This is a genomic window from Nonomuraea sp. NPDC004702 (assembly GCF_053601695.1).
On record NZ_JBSGCE010000006.1, the window covers coordinates 162,540 to 182,276 of the forward strand.

Genomic DNA, 19,737 nt, shown 5'->3' on the forward strand with positions numbered 1-19,737 from the left:
CACCCTCCCGGCAAGGCGACGAACGGCGAACGGGGGCACGGCGGGCGGGGTCACAGGAGGCTCCGGGCGTGGCGGGCGGCCTCGGCGTTGGAGACGAACACGGCCGCCCCGGCCTCGCGCAGCGCCGCCGCCTGCCGGTGCAGGTCCTGGGGGTCGCCCGTGCTGCCGACCAGCGCCACCACGACGGTGGCCGGCGTACGGGCGACGGCCGGCGCGAGCGAGGCCGCCGGGTCGGGGTCGGCGGCGTGGCCGAGGACGACGTCCATGAGCACCACCTCGTCCGCCCGGACCCGCGACAGGGCCTCCAGGCGCAGCGTCGGATCGATCATCGGATGCGCCCGTCCCCTGGTGTAGGCGTCGTCCCCGAAGTCGGTGAACTCGCCGGGCCCGGCCAGGACGGCGGCCTCCGCGCACAGCGTGCCGCCCGCGTACAACCCCCTGACACTGCGCGGCTCCCCGCGCAGCGCCCCCGGCCAGGACGGCCATCCGGGCACGCCGCGGCCCAGCGCCCGCAGCGCCCGCCCGGCGGCCTCGGTGAGGTCGGTCTCCGGCAGCACCGCCTCCACCACCGGCGTGCGCAGCCCGGCCGCCACCTCCCGGACGGCCCCCGCCACGCCGGGGCCGGGCGGCTTGCCGACCAGCACGATCAGCTCGGTGGCCGGATCGTCGTCGAGCAGTCGCAGGGCGCGCATCGTGGCCAGCCCGCCGACCTCGGCCGACAGGTCCCTGCCGCCCACGCCGAGGATGTGGCTGATCCCGGCCTCCGCCCAGTCGAGCAGGCAGGACACCTGCTGGGCGCCCGTGCCGGAGGCGGCGACCAGGCCGACCGGCCCCGGCCGCAGCACGTTGGCGAAGCCGAGCCCGACGCCCGCGATCGAGGCGGTGCCGCAGTCGGGCCCCATGACCAGGACGCCGCGCTCCTCGGCCAGCTCCTTGAGCCACCGCTCCTGGGCCAGTGGCACGCCGTCGCTGAAGATCATCACCGGCAGTCCGGCCTCGACGGCGTCGCGGGCCTCGCAGAAGGCGTGCTCGCCGGGCACGGACACCAGGACCAGGTCGGCCGGCGTCCTGGCGGCCGAGCAGGTGGTGCGCGGCGGCTGCTCCCCGGACTCTGTGGCGGCCCTGGTGGCGGTGGTGGCGGCGGTGGTGGCGGCCCGCGCGGTCAGCCGGGCGTCCAGCTCCTCGACGGCCCGCGCGGGGTCGGCGCCGCGCAGGGCGATGAGCAGGTCGCCGGGGCCCGCGGGCGGGGGCTCGAAGCCGAGGTCGCGGACGATGGCGAGGTTGAGCTCGGTGGCCATGGCCACCATCGCCACCTCCACGCCCGGCATTTCGGTCAGCGCACGACTTATTCGCATCAAGGTGACGGAGTCGTGGTACGTCCCTTTTCTCAGCTGGATCAGGTCGTCGCTCACGGGCGCCCGCTCAACGCCCGGACCGAGGCCAGCCCGATCGAGATGCCCTGGGCGAGGTCGGCGCCCGAGGTGTGGCCGAGCCGGTGCAACCGCCGCAGCGCCGGTTCGAGCGCCTGCCTGCCCGCGATGCCGCGCAGCACGCCGGTCACCTCAGGGCTGGCCTCGCCCCTGGCCGCGCAGTGCAGCAACGTCGCCGAGATCGGCGTCGTACGGGTGCGCGCGTCGTAGGTGACGGTCGCCGCCAGCCAGTCGGCCAGCCAGACCGCCCGCCGCGTGCCGGTCGCCGTGCCGAGGTGCCTCAGCGTCACCAGCAGCCCGGCCAGCACGTCGTCGCCGCTCGGCGTGAGCCCGGGACCGAGCCCCACGAGCCGTTCCGCCGCCGTCACCGCGCCCAGCAGCCGGGCCTGCGCGCAACTGCGCGCCAGCAGCTCGACGGCGTCGTTCCCGGCCAGGCCGGGCCGTCCGGGGCCGTCCAGGACGACGTCGGCCAGGCTCAGCGGGTCGACCGGGCCCAGCGCCGGAGCCGGGTCCCACCAGCGGCGCACGCCGAGGCTCAGCGAGCCCAGCTCGATGCCGCGGTCGCCGACGGAGGCGTCGTCACCCACAGTGACCTTCGGCAGCGGCGTGGCCAGCAACACCGAGTTGGGCAGCCGGGCCGCCTCGCCGGTGATGAGGGCGATCACCGAAGGCTCGCAGTCGGTCCTGACCTCCAGGTATATCCCCGCGGAGAACGCCGCGAGCACCCGGGCCGGGCTGCGCGGGGCCTCCAGCACGGGACGCACGGCGGTGCTGGCCGCGCCCGTCACGCGGACCCGGGCACGCCGCGCATGAGTACTGACGGTCACCGAACCTCCCATCGGACCCTGGTCCTGACCGTAGAACGGCCGGAGAACCCTCCGTACGGAGAAATTTGCCAACAGTCAGCGGGAAGGTTGGCTCTTCCTGACAGACCATCCGGGGAGTCACAATCACCACATGGAGCCCCCCGTGCGTCTGGCCAGCACCGGAACGATCATCCATGGCGTCTCGGTCGGGGAGGTGCTCGGCGTCTCGACGCTGGCCGAGGCCAGGCTGATCGCGGGGGAGAGCGGGCTCGGGCGCATCGTGCAGCGGCTCAACGTCATGGAGGTGCCCGACATCCTGGCCTGGGTCAAGCCGCACGAGCTGCTGCTGACCACCGGCTACCCGCTGCGCAACACGCCGCAGTCGCTCGGCCGCCTGGTCGCCGACCTGGACGAACGCGGCCTGGCCGCCCTGGCGATCAAGCTCGGCCGGTACGTGGACGAGCTGCCCGCCGAGATGACCGAGCAGGCCGACCGGCTCGGCTTCCCGCTGATCCTGCTGCCCAACGACGTCGGCTTCGACGACATCCTCAACCAGGTGCTCACCGACATACTCAACCGCCAGGCCGCCGTGCTGGCCCGCGCCGAGGAGGCGCACCGGGCGCTGGTCCACGTGGTGCTGGCCGGCGGCGGGCTCAACGAGGTCGCCGCCGAGGTGGCCCAGCTCCTCGACGTGGCCGTGGCCGCCGTGGACGGCTCCGGCCGGGTCCTGGCCACCGCCGGGGCGGCCGAGCACGTCGCCGCCCTGCGCGAGTCGATCTCCCGTGAGGGCCCGCCGCCCGCGCGGTCCGCCGACACGCCGGGCCGTGGCAGGGCGTTCGCCTCGGCCCCCGTGCTGGCCGGCGGCCACCACCACGGCCGGATCGTCGCCTACAGCGCCACCGGCGCGATCCGGGACAGCGACATCGGCATCCTGGAACGCGCCGCCACCGTCGCCGCGCTGGTCGTGACCCGGCAGGAGGCGGTCAACGCGGTCGAGAGCAAGTACCGGGCCGACTTCCTGCGCGACGTGCTCACCGGCCGGGCCGGCACGCCCGAGCGGGTCGACGCCAGGGCCAGGGCGTTCGGCTGGGACCTGGCGCGGCCGGTGATCGTGCTGGTGGCCGAGCTCGACCCCGACGGCGACGAGCGCAGCGCCCAGGACCGGCTGGTGTCCTGCTGGACGGCGGCCGTGCGGCGGCACGACCCGCGCGGCGCGGTGGCCGGGTTCTCGCACGAGGTCGTCGCCGTCGTGGACGCCTCGCTCGACGCCGCCAGGGTGGCCAAGGACGCCGCCTCGGCGTTCGCCGACGTGCCGCCCGCGACGTTCTCGACCGGCACCTCGCGGCCGAGCCCGGGGGCCGGGACGCTGCCGGAGGCGTACGCGCAGGCGATGAAGGCGGCCCGGGTGGGCCGGCAGCTGCACGGGCCGGGCGCGGTCGCGCACTTCGACCAGCTCGGCGTCTACCGGCTGCTGTCGCTGGTGAACGACACCGGCGAGCTGCACGCGTTCGTCCGCGAGACGCTGGGCCCGCTGGCCTGGGACGAGGACGCCGAGAACGCCGACCTGCGGCGCACGCTGCAGGTGCTCCTGGAGACCAACCTCAACGTCGCCGAGACCGCCCGCCGGCTGCACTTCCACTACAACACGCTGCGCTACCGGATCGGGAAGCTGGAACGCCTGCTCGGCAACTTCACCGACGACCCCCACCTGCGGCTCAACCTGACCCTGGCCCTGCACGTGCTGCGCATGCGCGGCATCTAGGCTTGGGGCTCGTGGATCTGGATTTCGAACTGCGTTCCGAGTACATCCCGCTGTGCGACCTGCTGAAGTACTGCGGGGTCACCGAGACCGGCGGCATGGCCAAACACCTCATCGCCGAGGGCCTGGTCCAGGTCGACGGCGAGGTCGAGCTGCGGAAGACGGCGAAGATCCGTACCGGCCAGGTGGTGAGCGGCGACGGGTTCACGATCCACGTGCAATAACGGCCCGCCGTATCCGGATGGTCGCGACACCCCTTATTGTGCTCTCCGACATACTTCGGAAGACGTCGCCGCTGGTCAGGCGGAAGATTGAGGTGGGTTCGCGGTGTTCGGGTGGAAGCTGCACGGCGACGGGAAGCATCTGACGCCGGGAGAGGTCGTCAAGCCTGACGAGCGGCTCTCCTGGCCCCGGATGGTCGGCATCGGCGCCCAGCACGTCATCGCCATGTTCGGCGCGACGTTCGTGTTCCCGCTGGTCATGGGGCTCGACGCGAACCTGGCCGTGATGATGTCCGGCGTCGCGACGATCCTGTTCCTGCTCATCGTCAAGGGCAAGATCCCCAGCTACGTCGGGTCGAGCGCGTCCTTCGTGGGGGCCGTGGTGGCGATCAGGGCGGCCGGGGGCGGCGACGCGACCGTCACCGGCGCGCTGCTGGCCGTCGGCGTCGTGCTGGCCGGCTGCGGGCTGGCCATCCACCTGCTCGGCGTGCGGATCATCCACCGCGTCTTCCCGCCGATCGTCACCGGCGGCGTGGTGATGCTGATCGGCTTCGGCATGGCCTACGTCGCGGCCGACGTCTACTGGCCCAAGGACCCGTGGGTGGCGCTGCTCACGATGGCGGCCACGTTCGTGTTCATCGGGGTCTTCAAGGGCTTCCTCGGCCGCATCGGCGTGCTGCTCGGCCTGGTCTTCGGGTTCGTGCTGTCGTGGGTCTGGGACGTGGTGGGCGGCAAGATCCTGGCCCCCGACGCCACCGGCAAGGTGACCGAGCACTTCCGCGTCAACCTCCAGGGCGTCGCCGACGCCGACTGGATCGGCCTGCCGTCGCTGCACGGGCCGGTGTTCGAGGTGTCGGCGATCGTGCTGGTGCTGCCGGTCGTGATCGCGCTCATCGCCGAGAACGTCGGCCACGTCAAGGCCGTCGGCGAGATGACCGGCGCGGACGTCGACGGCTACATGGGCCGCGCCATCATGGCCGACGGCGTCGGCACCGTGGTCGCCACCTCGGTCGGCGGCCCGGCCACCACCACGTACGCCGAGAACATCGGCGTCATGGCGGCCACCAAGGTCTACTCCACGGCCGCCTACTACATCGCCGCGGTCATCGCGATCCTGTTCGGCCTGTGCCCCAAGTTCGGCGCGCTCGTGGCCGCGACCCCCGACGGCGTGCTCGGCGGCGTCACGACCATCCTGTACGGCATGATCGGCCTGCTCGGCGCCCGCATCTGGATCGAGAACAAGGTGAACCTGTCCGACCCGGTCAACCTGGTCCCGGTGGGCGCGGGCATCATCATCGCCATCGGGCCGGTCGCGTTCCCGATCACCAGCACGTTCTCCCTCAGCGGCATCGCCCTCGGCACGATCGTGCTGCTCGTCGGCTACCACCTGCTGCGCGCCACGCGCCGCGAACCGGTGCCCGAAACAGGCCGATAACCCCCTCTCTGACCGGCCGGCGACTTCTCCGTACGGAGGTTCGCTCTGGTGACCGCGGGATATTTGGCAGATCATGCCCGTGTAGCCGCATCCCAGCGGTCCTAATGTGCCCGCAAAGGCACGGTCGCCGGCCCGGAAGAGAGGGCGCAGATGGTTTTCGGATGGACCAGACACGGTGACGGCAGGCATCTGGCGCCCGGCGAGGTGGTCAGGCCCGACGAGCGGCTGAGCTGGCCGCGCATGATCGGCTTCGGCGCCCAGCACGTGATCGCGATGTTCGGCGCCACGTTCGTGTTCCCGCTGGTGATGGGGCTCGACCCGAACGTCGCCGTGATGATGTCCGGCGTCGCGACGATCATGTTCCTGCTGATCGTGAAGGGCAAGGTGCCCAGCTACCTGGGCACCAGCGCGTCGTTCGTCGGCGGCGTGTTCGCCATCAGGGCCGCGGTCGGCACCGACCAGAGCGTCGCCGACGCCATCGTGACCGGCTCGATCCTGGTCGCCGGGCTCGTGCTGGCGCTGGCGGGGCTGGCCGTGCACGTGCTCGGGGTGCAGATCATCCACCGGGTCTTCCCGCCCGTCGTCACCGGCGCGGTGGTGATGCTCATCGGGTTCGGGCTGGCGTACGTGGTCGCGGACGTCTACTGGGGGCAGGACCAGTGGGTGGCGCTGATCACGATGCTGGTGACGTTCGTGGTGATCGTGGCGTTCAAGGGGTTCGCCGGGCGCGTCGGGGTGCTCATCGGGCTGGTCACCGGGTTCGCGCTGTCCTGGGTGCTGGACCGGGTGGCGGGGCCGGTCACCTCCGTGCTGCCCGGCCAGAACCTGCGCGACGCGGCCGGCGCCGCCTGCCCGGCCGAGGGCACGTACTGCGTGGCCACGGCCTTCCCGCACGACCGGGTCAGCTTCGACGCCGTCGCCAGGGCCGACTGGTTCGGGCTGCCGGACTTCCACGCGCCCGACTTCCGGTTCTCCGCCGTGCTGCTCGTGCTGCCCGCGGTGATCGCGCTCATCGCCGAGAACGTCGGCCACGTCAAGGCCGTCGGCGAGATGACCGGCACCGACGTAGACCCCTACATCGGCCGGGCGATCATGGCCGACGGCGCCGCCACCGTCGTCACCAGCGCCGTCGGCGGCTCGCCCACCACTACGTACGCCGAGAACATCGGCGTCATGGCGGCCACCAAGGTCTACTCCACGGCCGCCTACTACATCGCCGGCCTGATCGCGATCCTGTTCGGCCTGTGCCCGAAGTTCGGGGCGCTGGTCGCCGCCACGCCGGGCGGCGTGCTCGGCGGCGTCACCGTCATCCTGTACGGCATGATCGGACTACTCGGCGCCAAGATCTGGATCGAGAACCGGGTGGATTTCGCCGACCCGGTGAACATGGTCCCGATCGGCGCGGGCATCATCCTGGCGATCGGACCGGTGACGCACATGATCGGCGGAGACTTCTCCCTGGAGGGCATCGCGCTCGGCACCGTCGTGGTGGTGGGCGGCTACCACCTGCTGCGCGTCATAGCCGGGCGCTCACCGGGACCGGCCCGGAAACCGGCCCCGGGCGAGGCCGGGTGAAGCCGCCGCCGTTCACCCACCACGCCCCCCGCGACCTGGAGGCGGCGCTGCGGACGCTCGCCGAGGTGCCCGGCAAGGTGCTGGCCGGCGGCCAGAGCCTGATCCCCATGCTGAACATGCGGCTGGCCGCGCCCGAGCACATCGTCGACATCAACCGCCTGACCGCCCTGGACACGGTGGAATCGGGTGGCGACGGGGTGCGGGTGGGCGCGCTGGCCCGGCACTCGCGGGTGGCCCGGTCCGGCGCGCACCCGCTGCTGACGAAGGCGCTGCGGCTGGTCGCCCACCCCGTGATCCGCAACCGGGGCACGGTCGTCGGGAGCCTGGTGCACGCCGATCCCGCCGCCGAGCTGCCCGCGGTGCTGGCCGTCCTGGGCGGCTCGGTGCGGCTGGCCCGGTGGACCCCCGCGGGCGTCGCCGAGCGGGACGTGCCGGCGCGGGAGTTCTTCGTCGGGCCCATGGAGTCCGGCGTCCGGCCGGACGAGCTGGCCGTGTCGGCCTACTTCCCGGCGCTCGGCGGGCGCGCCGGGACGGCGTTCGAGGAGGTGTCCCGGCGGCACGGCGACTACGCCCTGGCCGGCGTCTGCGCCGTGGTCACGCTCGACGACGACCTGCGCGTCGCCGCGGCCAGGGTCGCCTGCGTCGGCGTGGGCCCGGTCCCCGTCCTGATGGACGTGACCGGCGCGTGCGGCCACCGGCCGGCCGCGAGCGTCGACTGGCCGGCCGTCGCGCGGACCGTGCGGGACGGGACCGACCCCGAAGGGGACATCCACGCCACCGCCGCCTACCGGCGGCACCTGGTGGGCGTGCTGGCCGAACGGGCCCTGCGCGAGGCGGCACGGGAGGGGACGGCGACCGGTGGAACATGAGATCACGCTGACCGTGAACGGCACGGCGAGGCGGGTCAGCGTCCCCGGACGCCGCCTGCTGTCCGACTGCCTGCGCCACGACCTCGGCCTGACCGGCACGCACGTCGGCTGCGAGCACGGCGTCTGCGGCTGCTGCACGGTGCTGCTCGACGGCGAGCCGGTCCGGTCGTGCCTGACCTTCGCGGTCACCGTGGACGGGCACGAGATCACCACCGTCGAGGGCCTGGCCGGCCCGGACGGGCTCTCACCGGTGCAGCGGGCCTTCGCCGAGTGCCACGGCCTCCAGTGCGGCTTCTGCACGCCGGGCTTCCTGTGCACGGTGACCGCCCTGCTGGCCGACAACCCGGCGCCCACCCACGAGGAGGTGCTCGAAGGCGTGTCCGGCAACCTGTGCCGGTGCACCGGCTACCAGAACATCGTCAAGGCCGTCCACCGCGCCGCCGAGCTGCTGGCGGAGGAGTCGTGAGCGGCGCGCGGGCCGGCGGGCCGCGACGGGAGGGACCGTGACGACCAGGATGTTCGGCGAGCCGGTGCGGCGGCGGGAGGACCCGAGGCTGCTCACCGGCCAGGGCCGCTTCCTCGACGACCTGGGCCGCGACGCGCTCGCCGCCGCGTTCGTCCGGTCACCCCACGCCCACGCCCGCGTCGGCGACATCGACGTGTCCGCCGCGCTCGACGTGCCGGGCCTGGTCGCGATCTACACCTGGGAGGACCTGCCCGAGCGGGTGGGCCGGCCGCTGCCGCTGCTGATCCCGCACCCGGCGCTCACCCACGGGCGCACGGCGTACCCGCTGGCCAGGGAGGTCGTCCGGCACGTCGGCGAGCCCGTGGTCATGGTCGTGGCCGCCGACCGGTACGCCGCCGAGGACGCCTGCGCGCTCATCGAGGTCGCCTACGAGCCGCTCAAGCCGGTCGTCGGCCTGGCCGAGGCGGTGCAGGGCGCCCAGCTCGTGCACGAGGACGTGCCGGGGAACGTGGGGGCGCACCTCGTCCAGGAGGTGCCGGGGGCCGACGGCAGGGGCGCGCGCGAGGCCGTCGAGAGCGCGCCGCACACGCTGGCCTTCCGGCTCGACATCGAGCGCAGCGCCAGCATGCCGCTGGAGGGCCGCGGCGTGCACGCCCGCTGGGACGGCCGCGACCTGCGGGTCCACTCCAGCACCCAGACCTCCACCAGCGTGCGCATGGCCGTCGCCGCAGCGCTCGGGCTGCCGCTGCCGCAGGTCGAGGTGATCGCCCCGGACGTCGGCGGCGGCTTCGGCGTCAAGATCGTGCACCCGTGGCCGGAGGAGATCCTGGTGCCGTGGGCCGCGATGACGCTCGGCCGCGAGATCAAGTGGACCGAGGACCGCAGGGAGCACTTCATCTCCTCCGCGCACGAACGCGCCCAGATCCACCACGTACGCGTCGGCTTCGACGACGACGGCCGCGTCCTGGGCCTGGACGTGACGATCCTGCACGACCACGGCGCCTACACGCCGTACGGGATCATCGTGCCCATCGTCACCTCCACGCAGTTGCTGGGGCCGTACAAGCCGGGGGCCTACCGGGTCGAGTTCACCGCGGTCTACACCAACACCGTGCAGGTCACGCCGTACCGGGGGGCCGGCCGGCCGCAGGGCGTGTTCTGCATGGAGCGGACCATGGACAAGATCGCCCGCTACCTGGGCAAGGACCGCACGCAGGTGCGCGCGGCCAACTTCATCCGGCCCGAGGAGTTCCCCTACGACCAGGGGATGACGTTCCAGGACGGCCGCCCGCTCATCTACGACAGCGGGAACTACCCGGAGATGCTCCGCATGATCAAGGAGCTGATCGGCTGGGACTCCTTCGAGCGGCGTCCGGGCCGGGGGATCGGCATCGGCTGCTACGTCGAGGGCACGGGCGTCGGCCCGTACGAGGGCGGGCACGTGCAGATCACCTCCGACGGCCGGGTGCACGTCTCGACCGGCCTGACCTCCCAGGGGCAGGGGCACGAGACCGCCTTCGCCCAGATCGCCGCCGCCGAGCTGGGCGTGCCCATCGAACGCGTCAGCGTGGTCACCGGCGACACCCGCAGGTTCGGGTACGCGGTGGGCACCTTCGCCTCCCGCGCGGCCGTCATGAGCGGCAACGCCATCGCCCTGGCCTGCCGGAAGGTCAAGGAGAAGGCGCTGCGCATCGCGGCCGACGCCCTGGAGGCCGACCCGGCCGACCTGGAGATCGACGACGGCCTGGTGCACGTCGTGGGCGCGCCGACCGCCGCGATCCCGCTCTCGACGGTGGCGGTGCTGGCCAACCCGCTGCGGTACGCCTTCGACGAGGAGACGGCCAGGGCGACCCAGTTCTCCGGCGCGGCCGACCCGGCCCGCCCGCCGGTGGCCGAGGGCGACGAGCCGGGCCTGGAGGGGCGGGAGTTCTACTCGCCGATCCGGTCCACGTTCGCCTCCGGCATGCACGCGGCCATCGTCGAGACCGACCCGGACACCGCCGAGATCAGGGTCGTCAGGTACGCCGTCGTGCACGACTGCGGCCGGCTGATCAACCCGATGATCGTGGAGGGCCAGATCCACGGGGGAGTGGCCCAGGGCATCGGCGGCGCCCTGTACGAGCGCATGGAGTACGACGTCCACGGCCAGCTCGTCAACGCCTCGTTCATGGACTTCCTCATGCCGTACGCCACCGAGATCCCCCCGATCGAGACCGCCCACCTGGAGACGCCCTCGCCGCTCAACCCGCTCGGCATCAAGGGCGCGGGCGAGGCCGGCGTGATCCCGGTGTCGGCGGTCATCGCCTCGGCGATCGAGGACGCCGAGGGCATCGAGATCGACCGCATGCCCATCTCGCCGTCCGACCTGTTCGGGCTGCGTATGCGATGATCGGCGCCATGCTCGCTCCCGGCGCCGGCCTGACCCGCTTCCCCGACGTGCCCGCCGACGTGCGCACGATCGACCTGGCCTGGAACGAGATCACGCACGTGCCCGCCCGGGTGTCCGGGCTGGCCGCGCTGGAGGAGCTGCGGCTCGACGGCAACCGGCTGCGCGAGCTGCCCCGCCTGTCCGGCCTGACCGCGCTGCGCGCCCTGCACCTCGACGGCAACGAGCTGAGCGAGGTCCCCGACTGCCCGCCCGGCCTGGAGACCCTCTTCCTCTACGGCAACCGGATCGAGCGCCTGACCGGCGACCTCGGCCCGCGCCTGCGCCACCTCACGCTCGGCGGCAACCGGCTGACCTCCGTGCCCGCCGGGCTGTGGAAGCTGACCGCGCTGGAATCCCTCAACCTCGCCGAGAACGCCCTCACCGAGATCCCCGCGGCCATCGGCGGACTGACCCGGCTGCGCATGCTCGACCTCGGCCACAACCGGCTCGCCTCGATCCCGCCCGAGGTCGGCGACCTGCCGCTCACCGACTACCTCTACCTGAGCGACAACGGGTTCACCGACGTCCCGGCCGCGCTCGGCCGCCTCGACCGGCTGGCCTACCTCAACCTCACCGACAACCGGCTGACCAGGCTCCCGGACGCGCTCGGGTCGATGGCGTCGCTGGTGGAGCTGCGCCTGTACAACAACCGGCTGGAGACGCTGCCGGAGACCGTCGGCGGGCTCGGCCGGCTGCGCGAGCTGCACCTGCAGGGCAACCGGCTGACCCGGCTGCCCGCCGCCCTCGCGGCGCTGACCGAGCTGCGCGTGCTCGACCTGCGCGACAACCAGCTGAGCGAGCTGCCCGCGCTGCCGTCCGGCCTCACCCATCTCGACCTGCGCAACAACCGGCTGCGCGAGCTGCCCGCCGCGGTCGCCGAGCTGACCGGCCTGCGCAAGCTCGACCTGCGCTGGAACAAGCTCTACGACGACCCGCCGGTGCTCGATCTGCTGCGCGCCCGGGGCTGCGTCGTCCTGCGCTGAACCGGCGCGGGGGGCCGTGCGTATCTCCGCACATGACGACACTTCCACGTCTGGCCGTGCTCGCGCTGCTGGCCGGGCTGGTCGCCGCCTGCTCCGCCGGCGGCGGCTCCGGCGGCCCGGCGGCGGCCGGCCGGAACGCCCCGCGGGCGGCGGCGCCCCAGACGGTCGAGCAGCTCGCCGCCAAGGTCGGCTGCAAGCCGCGCATGCAGGTCGACGCCGCCGAGATCCGTACGGGCTACTGCCGGACCGCCGACGGCCAGTTCTTCGTCACGACGTTCGCCAGCCAGTCCGGCAAGGACGCCTGGATGGACGCCGCCCCCGAGTACAACCCGCACCTGGTCGGCAACCTGTGGACCGTGCTGTCCAGCCGCAAGGTGCTGGAGCTGCTGAAGGAGCGGCTCGGCGGCGACCTCCACCTGAAGGACCACCGCACGAACCAGATGCGCACGGTCGGCTGAGGCGCCCTACGCCGCCGCGAGCATGACCCGCTTGCGGAACACCCAGTACGTCCAGCCCTGGTAGACCAGCACGAACGGCAGCGTGATCAGCCCGATCCAGCTCAGCATCGTCAGCGTGTACGGCCCCGAGGCGGCCGCCGCCAGGGTCAGCTCGGGCAGCGGCGCGACGCGCAGCTCCATGAAGACCGCCAGCGTGGCCAGCACGATGCCGGCGGCGGTCGCGCCGAACGCCCAGCCCTCCCTGCGCCGCCAGATCAGCGCCGCCGCGGCGGCCAGCGCGGCCATGGCGGCCAGGGCGGGCAGCGAGCCCAGGTTCGAAAGGGCCAGCACGGCCACCGGGATGGCCACCGCCGCCGCGGCCATGGCGGCGGTCCTGGCCCGGCGGCGCACCGGGCCGGTGGTGCGCAGCGCGAGGAAGACCGCGCCGTGCAGCACGCAGAGCGTCAGCGTGAACGCGCCGCCGAGCAGGGCCGCCGGGCCGCTGTCGAACAGCACGTCGGCGAAGATCGCGCCCCACAGGAACGCCGGGAGGCCGCTGCCGACCAGGATGCCGAGGTCGCACCAGATCGGGTTGGCGACCTTGCCGCGCCACTCCAGCCCGACGCCGCGCACGATCAGGCCGACCAGGATGAGCGTGACGGGCAGGTAGAACGCGCTGAACAGGCCGGAGTACCAGGCGGGGAAGGCGGCGAACATGGCGCCGACGGCCGTGATCAGCCACACCTCGTTGCCGTCCCAGACCGGGCCGATGGTCTGCAGGCTCTGGCGCTGCTCGGCGGCGTTCCTGCTGAGGAGCGGCGCCAGCAGGCCGACGCCGAAGTCGAAGCCTTCGAGGACGAAGTACCCGGTCCAGAGGAAGGCGATGATGACGAACCACAGGTTGATCATGGTCTGGTCCCTCTAGTACATCAGCGACGGTTCGAGCGGCTGCGCCTCGGGAGCGGGCTGCCGCTCCTCGACGCCCTTGCGCACGTGCTTGGCCAGCAGGACGACCTCGGCCACGGCCAGGCCGCCGTACAGGAGTGTGAAGACGGTCAGCGAGATGGCGACCTCGGCCAGGGTCACGCCGGGCGAGACGCTTGAGGCGGTCAGCAGCTCGCCGGCGACCGTCCAGGGCTGCCGGCCGATCTCGCTCAGCAGCCAGCCCGCGATCACCGCCGCGAACGGCAAGGGCAGCGCCAGCAGCAGCGCCCGCGCCAGCCAGGACGGCACCTCGCGCCTGCGCCGGGTCAGCCAGAGGCCGAGCAGCGCGAGCCCCGCGGTGGCCATGCCGAACACGATCATCACGCGGAACGACCAGAACACGATCGTCGGGTCGGGCCGGTAGTCGCCGGGGCCGAACTGCTGCTCGAAGCGCTTCTGCAGGTCCTCGGTGCCCTGGACGGTGGCGTCGGGGTCGTTGGTGGCCAGGAAGCTGAGCACCTTGGGGATCTCGATGCCGGGCGCGAGGGAGAAGGCCGCGCCCGCGGTGTCGCGCTCCAGGCCCTCGGCCGCGGCCAGTTTCATGGGCTGCTGCTCGTACATGAGCTTGGCCGACATGTCGCCGGTGCCCGCGACGACCGCCCCCGCGATCGCCGTCATGACCAGCGCGCCGCGCGCGGCGCTGCGCCACATCGGCGCGCGCGTCCGCAGCAGCCAGTAGCCGCTGACCGCCAGCACGAACCCGCCCGCCACGATGAACGCGGCCCCGATGACGTGCGGCACCTGCGCGACCGCCGTGGAGTTGGTCAGCACCGCCCACAGGTCGGTCATCCTGGCCTTGCCGTCCACGACCTCGTAGCCGACCGGGTGCTTCATCCAGGCGTTGGCCGCGAGGATGAAGTAGGCCGACAGGTTGGAGCCGATCGCGGCGGCCCAGATGCTGGCCAGGTGCGCCTTCTTCGGCAGCCGGTCCCAGCCGAAGATCCACAGGCCGAGGAACGTGGACTCCATGAAGAAGGCCAGCAGCGCCTCCATGGCCAGCGGCGCGCCGAAGACGTCACCGACGAACGTGGAGTACTCACTCCAGTTCATGCCGAACTGGAACTCCTGCACGATGCCGGTCACCACGCCCATGGCGAAGTTGATCAGGAACAGCTTCCCGAAGAACTTCGTGAGCTTGAGGTAGTGCTCCTTGCCCGTGCGGTGCCAGGCCGTCTGGAGGCCCGCGACGAAGATGCCCAGACCGATGGTCAGGGGCACGAACAAGAAGTGGTACACGGTGGTGACCCCGAACTGCCACCGTGCCGCGTCAAGCGCGTCCATCAATCCCCACCCGCTCATAGCTCTACAAGCTGTAGTACTTCTACCTGTAGTAGTACTACAGGCCGTAGAGCATCGCGATGCGACGTTGGTCACATCCCCCGGTTCTGCCTACTTTTCGAGGATCCCGTACGGGTACGTCCCGGCGCGTCACCCGCCGGGCGGATTGCGCACTACCCCGCCCGGCGGACCCCGCCCGCGGCGTCGAGGTAGGCCTGCAGATTGCCCAGCTCGAAGCCGCGCCGCTTGATCTTGTCGATCAGCACCCGGAAGTCGGCCGCCAGGTTGGGCCGGAAGTGCAGGAGCAGGATGTCGCCCGGACGCAGGCGCTTGTCGGGCACCTGGTAGGCGATCTTGCCGCCCGGCTGCACGGTAGCGGTCCACAGCAGCACGGCCTTCACCCCGCACCGCCGGGCGGCCCGCAGCGTGTCGGTGTTGTAGCTGCCGAACGGCGGCCGGAACAACGCCGGCCGGGTCCCGATCTCCTTGCCGACCACCTGGGCCGCGCCGCAGATCTCGCGGCGCTGCCCGTCGAGGGCCAGGCGGCGCAGGTCGGGATGGGTGAGGGTGTGGTTCTCGACGGGCACGTGGACGTCGCGGAGCTGCCGGAAGTACCCCCACTTGCCGGCGCCCACGTAGCGGCCGGGGCCGCCGGCCGGGTCGGGGCTGCCCTTGGCCTCGACCGCGTCGCGCATGGCGAAGGCGGTGATGGGGACGCGCCGGTCGCGTACCAGCTTGACGAAGCCCGGGTCCTGCTCCCAGCCGTCGTCGATGGTCAGGAAGACGACCTTGCGCTTGGTGGGGATCGAGCTGATCACCGGGGGCAGGCCGTTCTCGCCCCTGATCGGGCCCACCTCGCCGGCCCGCGGCAACGCCCCCGGCGGGCCCTGCGGAGTGGGCCGGGACGTGGGGACGCCGGTCGCGGACGGCTTCGCCGACGGCCCGGTCACGACCCCGCCGGTGTCGCCATCGGTGCCGCCGGTGGCACACCCGGCGGCCAGCGCCACCAGCACCCCGGCGAGCACGGCCGGCCCCAGCCCGCCACGCCCGGCCCCGCCCCTGACCGTTCCACGCCCCCAGCACATGGAGCACCATCTTGCCAGCCCTGATCAGCACGACGCGTCGCCCGACTGGCAGGTCTTGCCCTTAACCAGCCGGTCACCGGTGCCTAGAGTGGCCGCATGAAGGTGGCGGGCAGCGCCGTGATCGGCGTACAGCGAGATCGAGTGTGGGCCGCGCTCCAGGATCCGGCGGTGCTCGTGCGCACCATCCCGGGCTGCGAGCGCCTGGAGGAGACCGGGCCGGACACCTACAGGATGACGGTCAACGCGGGCGTGGCGTCCATCAAGGGCGTCTACCAGGGGGAGGTCGCGCTGGCCGAGCCGCGCGCGCCCGAGAGCTTCACGCTGCGGGCGCGCGGCCAGGGCGCGCCGGGCACGGTCGAGGCGACCGTCCTGGTACGGCTGAGCGAGATCGACGGCGGCACCCGGGTGGACTACGACGCCGACGCGGTGATCGGCGGGATGATCGGCGGCGTCGGGCAGCGCATGCTCGGCTCGGTCGCGAAACGCACGGCGGGCGAGTTCTTCTCCGCCGTCGAGGGCCACCTCAGCGCCCCGCCCCCGATCCCGGCCGCCCAGACCGCACCGGAGACCGCACTGGAGGCCGCCCCGGCCGCCCCGGCGGTCTACGAACGGCCGCCCGCGCGGCCCGCCGAGCCCCGCCCGTGGGCGCTGCTGGCCGCCTTCGGCATGGGCGCGGCCGCCGCGCTCGCCGGCGTCGCGGTGGGCCGGCTGCTCGGCCGCGACACAAGTGGCCGGCGCGGCTGAGGGACGCGCCACGACGACCCTCGCGGAAAAGGATCTCCCGGCGTAGCGTGGCGGTATGCGGCAGGCACACGCTGAAGACGCACGGAACGAAGCCAGGCGCATCGTACGCAACCTGCTGGGGGAGGAGCGCCCCACCGCCGAGTCGCTGGTCGCCGAGGTGCGGCCGGTGTTCGGCGACCAGCGGACCGACCGCGCGCTCGGGCTCGCGCTCGGCGCGTCGCTCACCCGCCGATCGGCCGAACTGGCCGCCATCGCCGCGCTCCTCGTCGGCGCCCGCGAGCTGGGCGCCGGATGGTGGACGCGGCCCAGGGGCGGCAAGCTGCCGCCGCCCGACGAGGTGCTGCGCACAGCCGTCGCGATCGAGCCGTGGACCGACCTGACCGCGCTGGAGATGCTGGCCGCCTGGATCGCCGACGACGCCGCCGACCAGGTCTGGGGCCGGCCCGTCGCCGAGGTCGACCTCAACTCCTGGCAGGCCGAGGACCGCTTCGAGCTGCCGCCGGGGGTCCGGCCGGGTCAGCGGCTCGTGGTGCACTTCGACGCGGGCGGCCGGCTCGACGCGGTCGTCGCCCGCCGTCCCGACGACGAGCTGGGGTCCAACCTCGACTTCCAGTCGCTGCGCTACTCCAGGCCCGCCGAGGCCCAGTGGAGCTGGGGGGTGGCCGCCGGGCTCGGGCCCCACCGGCTGCCCGGCGAGAAGCCCGACCCGTACGCCCGCGAGATCCCGGCCGCCGCCGCGGGCGTGCTGCGGGCCTGGGCCGTCCGCCACGGCGTCACCCGCGAGGAGCTGGGCGAGCGGTGGGGGACCGTCGGCGACGTGGTGGCCGCCATCGAGCGGGTCGACTGGATGTGGCGCAGCGGCGAGTGGTTCGGCTGGTGGCGCGGCGCGTCCGCCCTGGTGGACGACTCGGCCTACCTGCCGTACCGGCTGGAGGAGCTGGCCGCCGGATGACCCGCGGCCGGCGGAATCGTCGTGCGGGCCGCGTGGTTGTCGATGGGGTGAAAGTCGAGATTTTCTCCGATGTCGTGTGCCCCTGGTGTTACATCGGGCACGTCAGGTTCGCCCGCGCCGCCGAGCGTTTCCGTGCCAAGGGCGGCACGATCGAGGTGACCATGCGCCCGTTCCAGCTCAACCCCGACGCCCCCGTCGAGGGCGAGCCGCTGATCCCGGCCCTTGAGCGCAAGTTCGGGCCGGGCGCGCGGCAGATGACCGAGCGGGTCAAGGCCGTCGCCGTCGAAGAGGGCCTGGAGATGGACTACGAGCGGGCCGTCAACGCCAACACCTTCGAGGCCCACCGGCTCATCGAGGCCGCCACCGCCCAGGGGCTCGGCAAGGAGATGGCCGACCGGCTGTTCCGCGCGTACTTCGGCGAGGGCGCGAACGTCGGCGACCCCGCCGTGCTGAGCCGCCTGGCCGGCGAGGTCGGCGTCCAGGACACCGGCGAGGGCGCCGAGCAGGTGCGCGAGCATCTCGCCAGGGCCGGCGCGCTGGGTGTCAGCGGGGTGCCGCTGTTCCTGTTCGAGGGCAAGTTCGCGGTGTCGGGCGCGCAGCCCGAGGACGCCTTCGCGGCGGCGATCGACGAGGTCGCCGAGCGCACCGGTCAAGCGCCGATCACCCAGCTCGCCCCGCCGGCCGACGGCTGCGACGACGACGGCTACTGCGCGGTCTGAACGGCCCCGCCCGCGGCGGTGCGACAATCGGAAGGTGTCGAGCCGCCGCCTTGGTTACCTGCTCAAGCATGCCGCGCTGCGCCTGGCCGAGTTCACCGGCCCGGCGCTCGCGCCCTACGGGATCGACGGGCGGGAGCTCGGGGTGCTGTCGGTGATCGACGCCCCCGAGCCGCTGTCGCAGCAGGAGGCGGCCCAGCGGCTCGGCATCGACCGCACGACGATGGTCGCCATGGTCGACGCGCTGGAGGGCAAGCGGCTGGTGGCGCGGCGGCCGCATCCCGGCGACCGCCGCAAGAACGCGGTCGAGCTGACCGAGCACGGCCGCGAGACCATGCGCCTCGCGGTGCCGGCCGTGGAGGAGGCCGAGCGCGCCTTCCTGTCCGCCCTGCCGGAGGACGAACGCCGCCTGTTCCACGCCGCCCTCGACCGGCTGGTGTGAGCAACGCGGCTCAGGCCGGGGCCAGGCACGCGGGTCAGGCCGGGGCGCCGCCCTCGCCGAGCTGGCCGGAGCGGTGGTGGCGGCGGCAGAGCACCTGGTAGCGCACCGGCGAGGCGTCGGTGTCGCCGATCACGACCTGCTCGCCCGTCCGCGCCAGCACCCCGCCCACCACGCGCGCGTTGAGCTGCCCGGGGCGTCCGCACCAGCACAACACCTCGACCTGCAGCCGGCACACCTCGTCGGCCAGCTCGAACAGCCGCTGCGCGCCGGGGAACATGACCGATCTGAAGTCGGAGGCCAGCCCGAAGGCGTAGACGTCGATGCCGTGCTCGTCCACCAGGTCGGCGAGCTGCTCGATCTGCTCGACCGTGTAGAAGCAGGCCTCGTCGCAGATCAGGTAGTCGATGCGCTCGTGCGAGGTGACCAGGCCGACGAGGTCGAGGGAGTCCTCCACCTCGATCGCCTCAAGGCCCAGCCCGATCCGGCTGGTGACCTTCGGGCCGCCGGAGCGGTCGTGCTTGGTCAGGACCAGTCCGCGCCGCCCCTGGCGGCCGTGGTTGTAGTTCATCTGGAGCGCCAGAGTGGACTTCCCGCAGTCCATGGGGCCGAAGTAGAACTTCAGCACGGCGTCCCGGGCTCCGGATGGCACGGCTGACAAGGCAGACAGTTCGGTCACAGGAGGCCAGCTTAGCGGCTTGGCTTGTTCCATGACCTCGTGGGACATTTCTCCCCTGGACTATCAGGAGGAACTGTGGTCACCGACAATCCACCGACGCTCGACGCGATGCTGACACAGGACGACGTGACGGCCGCCCAGGCCGACGCCACCCGATGGCGGTACGGTTTCCTGGTCGTCGTGGCGGGCATCGTCGCGATCCTGATCGCCTTCGGCGCCGCGGTGTTCGCCACCAAGGAGTTCGCCGCGTTGTTCGCGGGCGTGGCCGGGGTGGTGGGCACGATCATGGGCGCCTATTTCGGCGTGCAGGCCGGCCAGTCGGGGAAGGCCAGAGTCGAGGCCGAACTGGCAAAATCCCAAGAGCTGGTGGTGCGCCTGGCGGCCTACGTCGGCACCCAGAACGCGCCCCGGGTCATCGACGAAGTTCTCGGCCGTCGCCGAAGCTGAGGAG

Annotated in this window: 20 protein-coding genes; 14 read left to right on the top strand and 6 right to left on the bottom strand. The window is 72.8% G+C overall.

Annotation, left to right across the window (positions count from 1 at the left end; all coding sequences use genetic code 11):
• Window positions 1–50: 50 nt before the first annotated feature.
• The gene (locus ACWEJ6_RS10795; protein WP_452422954.1) at window positions 51–1,412 is read right to left on the bottom strand and encodes an FdrA family protein; all 1,362 of its coding nucleotides are present in this window, start codon (window positions 1,410–1,412) and stop codon (window positions 51–53) included.
• Window positions 1,409–2,257, bottom strand: coding sequence for a DUF2877 domain-containing protein (locus ACWEJ6_RS10800; protein ID WP_352322369.1), 849 nt, complete (start codon window positions 2,255–2,257; stop codon window positions 1,409–1,411). The genes ACWEJ6_RS10795 and ACWEJ6_RS10800 overlap by 4 nt, the downstream gene beginning before the upstream one ends.
• A gap of 130 nt (window positions 2,258–2,387) precedes the next feature.
• Between ACWEJ6_RS10800 and ACWEJ6_RS10805 the strand changes: the two genes are divergently transcribed.
• The 9 genes from ACWEJ6_RS10805 to ACWEJ6_RS10845 all read left to right on the top strand — a co-directional run bounded on the left by ACWEJ6_RS10805 (window position 2,388) and on the right by ACWEJ6_RS10845 (window position 12,430).
• Window positions 2,388–3,998, top strand: coding sequence for a PucR family transcriptional regulator (locus tag ACWEJ6_RS10805; RefSeq protein ID WP_452422956.1), 1,611 nt, complete (start codon window positions 2,388–2,390; stop codon window positions 3,996–3,998).
• Between the two features lie 11 nt (window positions 3,999–4,009).
• On the top strand, window positions 4,010–4,219 hold the full coding sequence (locus ACWEJ6_RS10810; protein ID WP_352363868.1) for an RNA-binding S4 domain-containing protein: 210 nt from the start codon (window positions 4,010–4,012) through the stop codon (window positions 4,217–4,219).
• A gap of 103 nt (window positions 4,220–4,322) precedes the next feature.
• Window positions 4,323–5,651 carry a uracil-xanthine permease family protein gene (locus tag ACWEJ6_RS10815; RefSeq protein ID WP_358284878.1) on the top strand — a complete coding sequence of 443 codons (1,329 nt, stop codon included), beginning with the start codon at window positions 4,323–4,325 and terminating at the stop codon, window positions 5,649–5,651.
• A gap of 150 nt (window positions 5,652–5,801) precedes the next feature.
• Window positions 5,802–7,226 (top strand): uracil-xanthine permease family protein, encoded by a 1,425-nt coding sequence (locus ACWEJ6_RS10820; protein WP_452422959.1) that lies wholly within the window; start codon window positions 5,802–5,804, stop codon window positions 7,224–7,226.
• Window positions 7,223–8,095, top strand: a complete 873-nt coding sequence (locus tag ACWEJ6_RS10825) for an FAD binding domain-containing protein (RefSeq protein WP_452422961.1) — start codon at window positions 7,223–7,225, stop codon at window positions 8,093–8,095. The genes ACWEJ6_RS10820 and ACWEJ6_RS10825 overlap by 4 nt, the downstream gene beginning before the upstream one ends.
• Complete coding sequence (locus ACWEJ6_RS10830) at window positions 8,085–8,561, top strand: (2Fe-2S)-binding protein (protein WP_357964812.1); 477 nt, start codon at window positions 8,085–8,087, stop codon at window positions 8,559–8,561. The genes ACWEJ6_RS10825 and ACWEJ6_RS10830 overlap by 11 nt, the downstream gene beginning before the upstream one ends.
• A 37-nt stretch (window positions 8,562–8,598) precedes the next feature.
• On the top strand, window positions 8,599–10,950 hold the full coding sequence (gene cutA / locus ACWEJ6_RS10835; protein ID WP_452422963.1) for an aerobic carbon-monoxide dehydrogenase large subunit: 2,352 nt from the start codon (window positions 8,599–8,601) through the stop codon (window positions 10,948–10,950).
• A gap of 8 nt (window positions 10,951–10,958) precedes the next feature.
• The gene (locus ACWEJ6_RS10840; protein WP_452422965.1) at window positions 10,959–11,972 is read left to right on the top strand and encodes a leucine-rich repeat domain-containing protein; all 1,014 of its coding nucleotides are present in this window, start codon (window positions 10,959–10,961) and stop codon (window positions 11,970–11,972) included.
• A 32-nt stretch (window positions 11,973–12,004) separates the two neighbouring features.
• Window positions 12,005–12,430, top strand: coding sequence for a hypothetical protein (locus tag ACWEJ6_RS10845; protein WP_358284891.1), 426 nt, complete (start codon window positions 12,005–12,007; stop codon window positions 12,428–12,430).
• Between the two features lie 6 nt (window positions 12,431–12,436).
• Here the strand turns inward: ACWEJ6_RS10845 and cydB are convergent, their stop codons facing one another.
• The 3 genes from cydB to ACWEJ6_RS10860 form a co-directional block, all read right to left on the bottom strand.
• Window positions 12,437–13,318, bottom strand: a complete 882-nt coding sequence (gene cydB, locus ACWEJ6_RS10850) for a cytochrome d ubiquinol oxidase subunit II (protein ID WP_452422967.1) — start codon at window positions 13,316–13,318, stop codon at window positions 12,437–12,439.
• Between the two features lie 12 nt (window positions 13,319–13,330).
• A complete protein-coding gene (locus tag ACWEJ6_RS10855; RefSeq protein ID WP_452422969.1) occupies window positions 13,331–14,674 on the bottom strand; it encodes a cytochrome ubiquinol oxidase subunit I in 1,344 nt (447 codons plus the stop codon).
• 170 nt (window positions 14,675–14,844) lie between these two features.
• Window positions 14,845–15,756: a polysaccharide deacetylase family protein gene (locus ACWEJ6_RS10860; RefSeq protein WP_452422971.1), complete on the bottom strand. Its 912-nt coding sequence runs from the start codon at window positions 15,754–15,756 to the stop codon at window positions 14,845–14,847.
• A gap of 96 nt (window positions 15,757–15,852) precedes the next feature.
• Between ACWEJ6_RS10860 and ACWEJ6_RS10865 the strand changes: the two genes are divergently transcribed.
• The 4 genes from ACWEJ6_RS10865 to ACWEJ6_RS10880 are packed head-to-tail and all read left to right on the top strand — an operon-like array spanning window position 15,853 to window position 18,610.
• Complete coding sequence (locus ACWEJ6_RS10865) at window positions 15,853–16,500, top strand: SRPBCC family protein (protein ID WP_452422973.1); 648 nt, start codon at window positions 15,853–15,855, stop codon at window positions 16,498–16,500.
• A 55-nt stretch (window positions 16,501–16,555) separates the two neighbouring features.
• The gene (locus tag ACWEJ6_RS10870; protein ID WP_452422975.1) at window positions 16,556–17,452 is read left to right on the top strand and encodes a hypothetical protein; all 897 of its coding nucleotides are present in this window, start codon (window positions 16,556–16,558) and stop codon (window positions 17,450–17,452) included.
• Window positions 17,453–17,499: 47 nt separating this feature from the next.
• Window positions 17,500–18,171, top strand: a complete 672-nt coding sequence (locus ACWEJ6_RS10875) for a DsbA family oxidoreductase (RefSeq protein ID WP_452422977.1) — start codon at window positions 17,500–17,502, stop codon at window positions 18,169–18,171.
• A gap of 34 nt (window positions 18,172–18,205) precedes the next feature.
• Window positions 18,206–18,610 carry a MarR family winged helix-turn-helix transcriptional regulator gene (locus ACWEJ6_RS10880; protein WP_387664194.1) on the top strand — a complete coding sequence of 135 codons (405 nt, stop codon included), beginning with the start codon at window positions 18,206–18,208 and terminating at the stop codon, window positions 18,608–18,610.
• Window positions 18,611–18,644: 34 nt separating this feature from the next.
• Here ACWEJ6_RS10880 and ACWEJ6_RS10885 read toward each other — a convergent pair whose 3' ends face one another.
• Window positions 18,645–19,259, bottom strand: a complete 615-nt coding sequence (locus tag ACWEJ6_RS10885) for a thymidine kinase (protein ID WP_352322400.1) — start codon at window positions 19,257–19,259, stop codon at window positions 18,645–18,647.
• 135 nt (window positions 19,260–19,394) lie between these two features.
• On the opposite strand from ACWEJ6_RS10885, the gene ACWEJ6_RS10890 reads away from it, so the two are divergent.
• A complete protein-coding gene (locus ACWEJ6_RS10890; protein ID WP_352363898.1) occupies window positions 19,395–19,733 on the top strand; it encodes a hypothetical protein in 339 nt (112 codons plus the stop codon).
• The last annotated feature ends 4 nt before the right edge of the window (window positions 19,734–19,737 follow it).

Bases quoted from the DNA above. Each gene is read 5' to 3' on its own strand.
- ACWEJ6_RS10855 (WP_452422969.1), bottom strand. From the start codon at position 14,674: ATGGACGCGCTTGACGCGGCACGGTGGCAGTTCGGGGTCACCACCGTG.
- ACWEJ6_RS10820 (WP_452422959.1), top strand. From the start codon at position 5,802: ATGGTTTTCGGATGGACCAGACACGGTGACGGCAGGCATCTGGCGCCC.
- ACWEJ6_RS10840 (WP_452422965.1), top strand. From the start codon at position 10,959: ATGCTCGCTCCCGGCGCCGGCCTGACCCGCTTCCCCGACGTGCCCGCC.
- ACWEJ6_RS10860 (WP_452422971.1), bottom strand. From the start codon at position 15,756: ATGTGCTGGGGGCGTGGAACGGTCAGGGGCGGGGCCGGGCGTGGCGGG.
- ACWEJ6_RS10865 (WP_452422973.1), top strand. From the start codon at position 15,853: ATGAAGGTGGCGGGCAGCGCCGTGATCGGCGTACAGCGAGATCGAGTG.
- ACWEJ6_RS10805 (WP_452422956.1), top strand. From the start codon at position 2,388: ATGGAGCCCCCCGTGCGTCTGGCCAGCACCGGAACGATCATCCATGGC.
- ACWEJ6_RS10845 (WP_358284891.1), top strand. From the start codon at position 12,005: ATGACGACACTTCCACGTCTGGCCGTGCTCGCGCTGCTGGCCGGGCTG.
- ACWEJ6_RS10870 (WP_452422975.1), top strand. From the start codon at position 16,556: ATGCGGCAGGCACACGCTGAAGACGCACGGAACGAAGCCAGGCGCATC.
- ACWEJ6_RS10890 (WP_352363898.1), top strand. From the start codon at position 19,395: ATGCTGACACAGGACGACGTGACGGCCGCCCAGGCCGACGCCACCCGA.
- cydB (WP_452422967.1), bottom strand. From the start codon at position 13,318: ATGATCAACCTGTGGTTCGTCATCATCGCCTTCCTCTGGACCGGGTAC.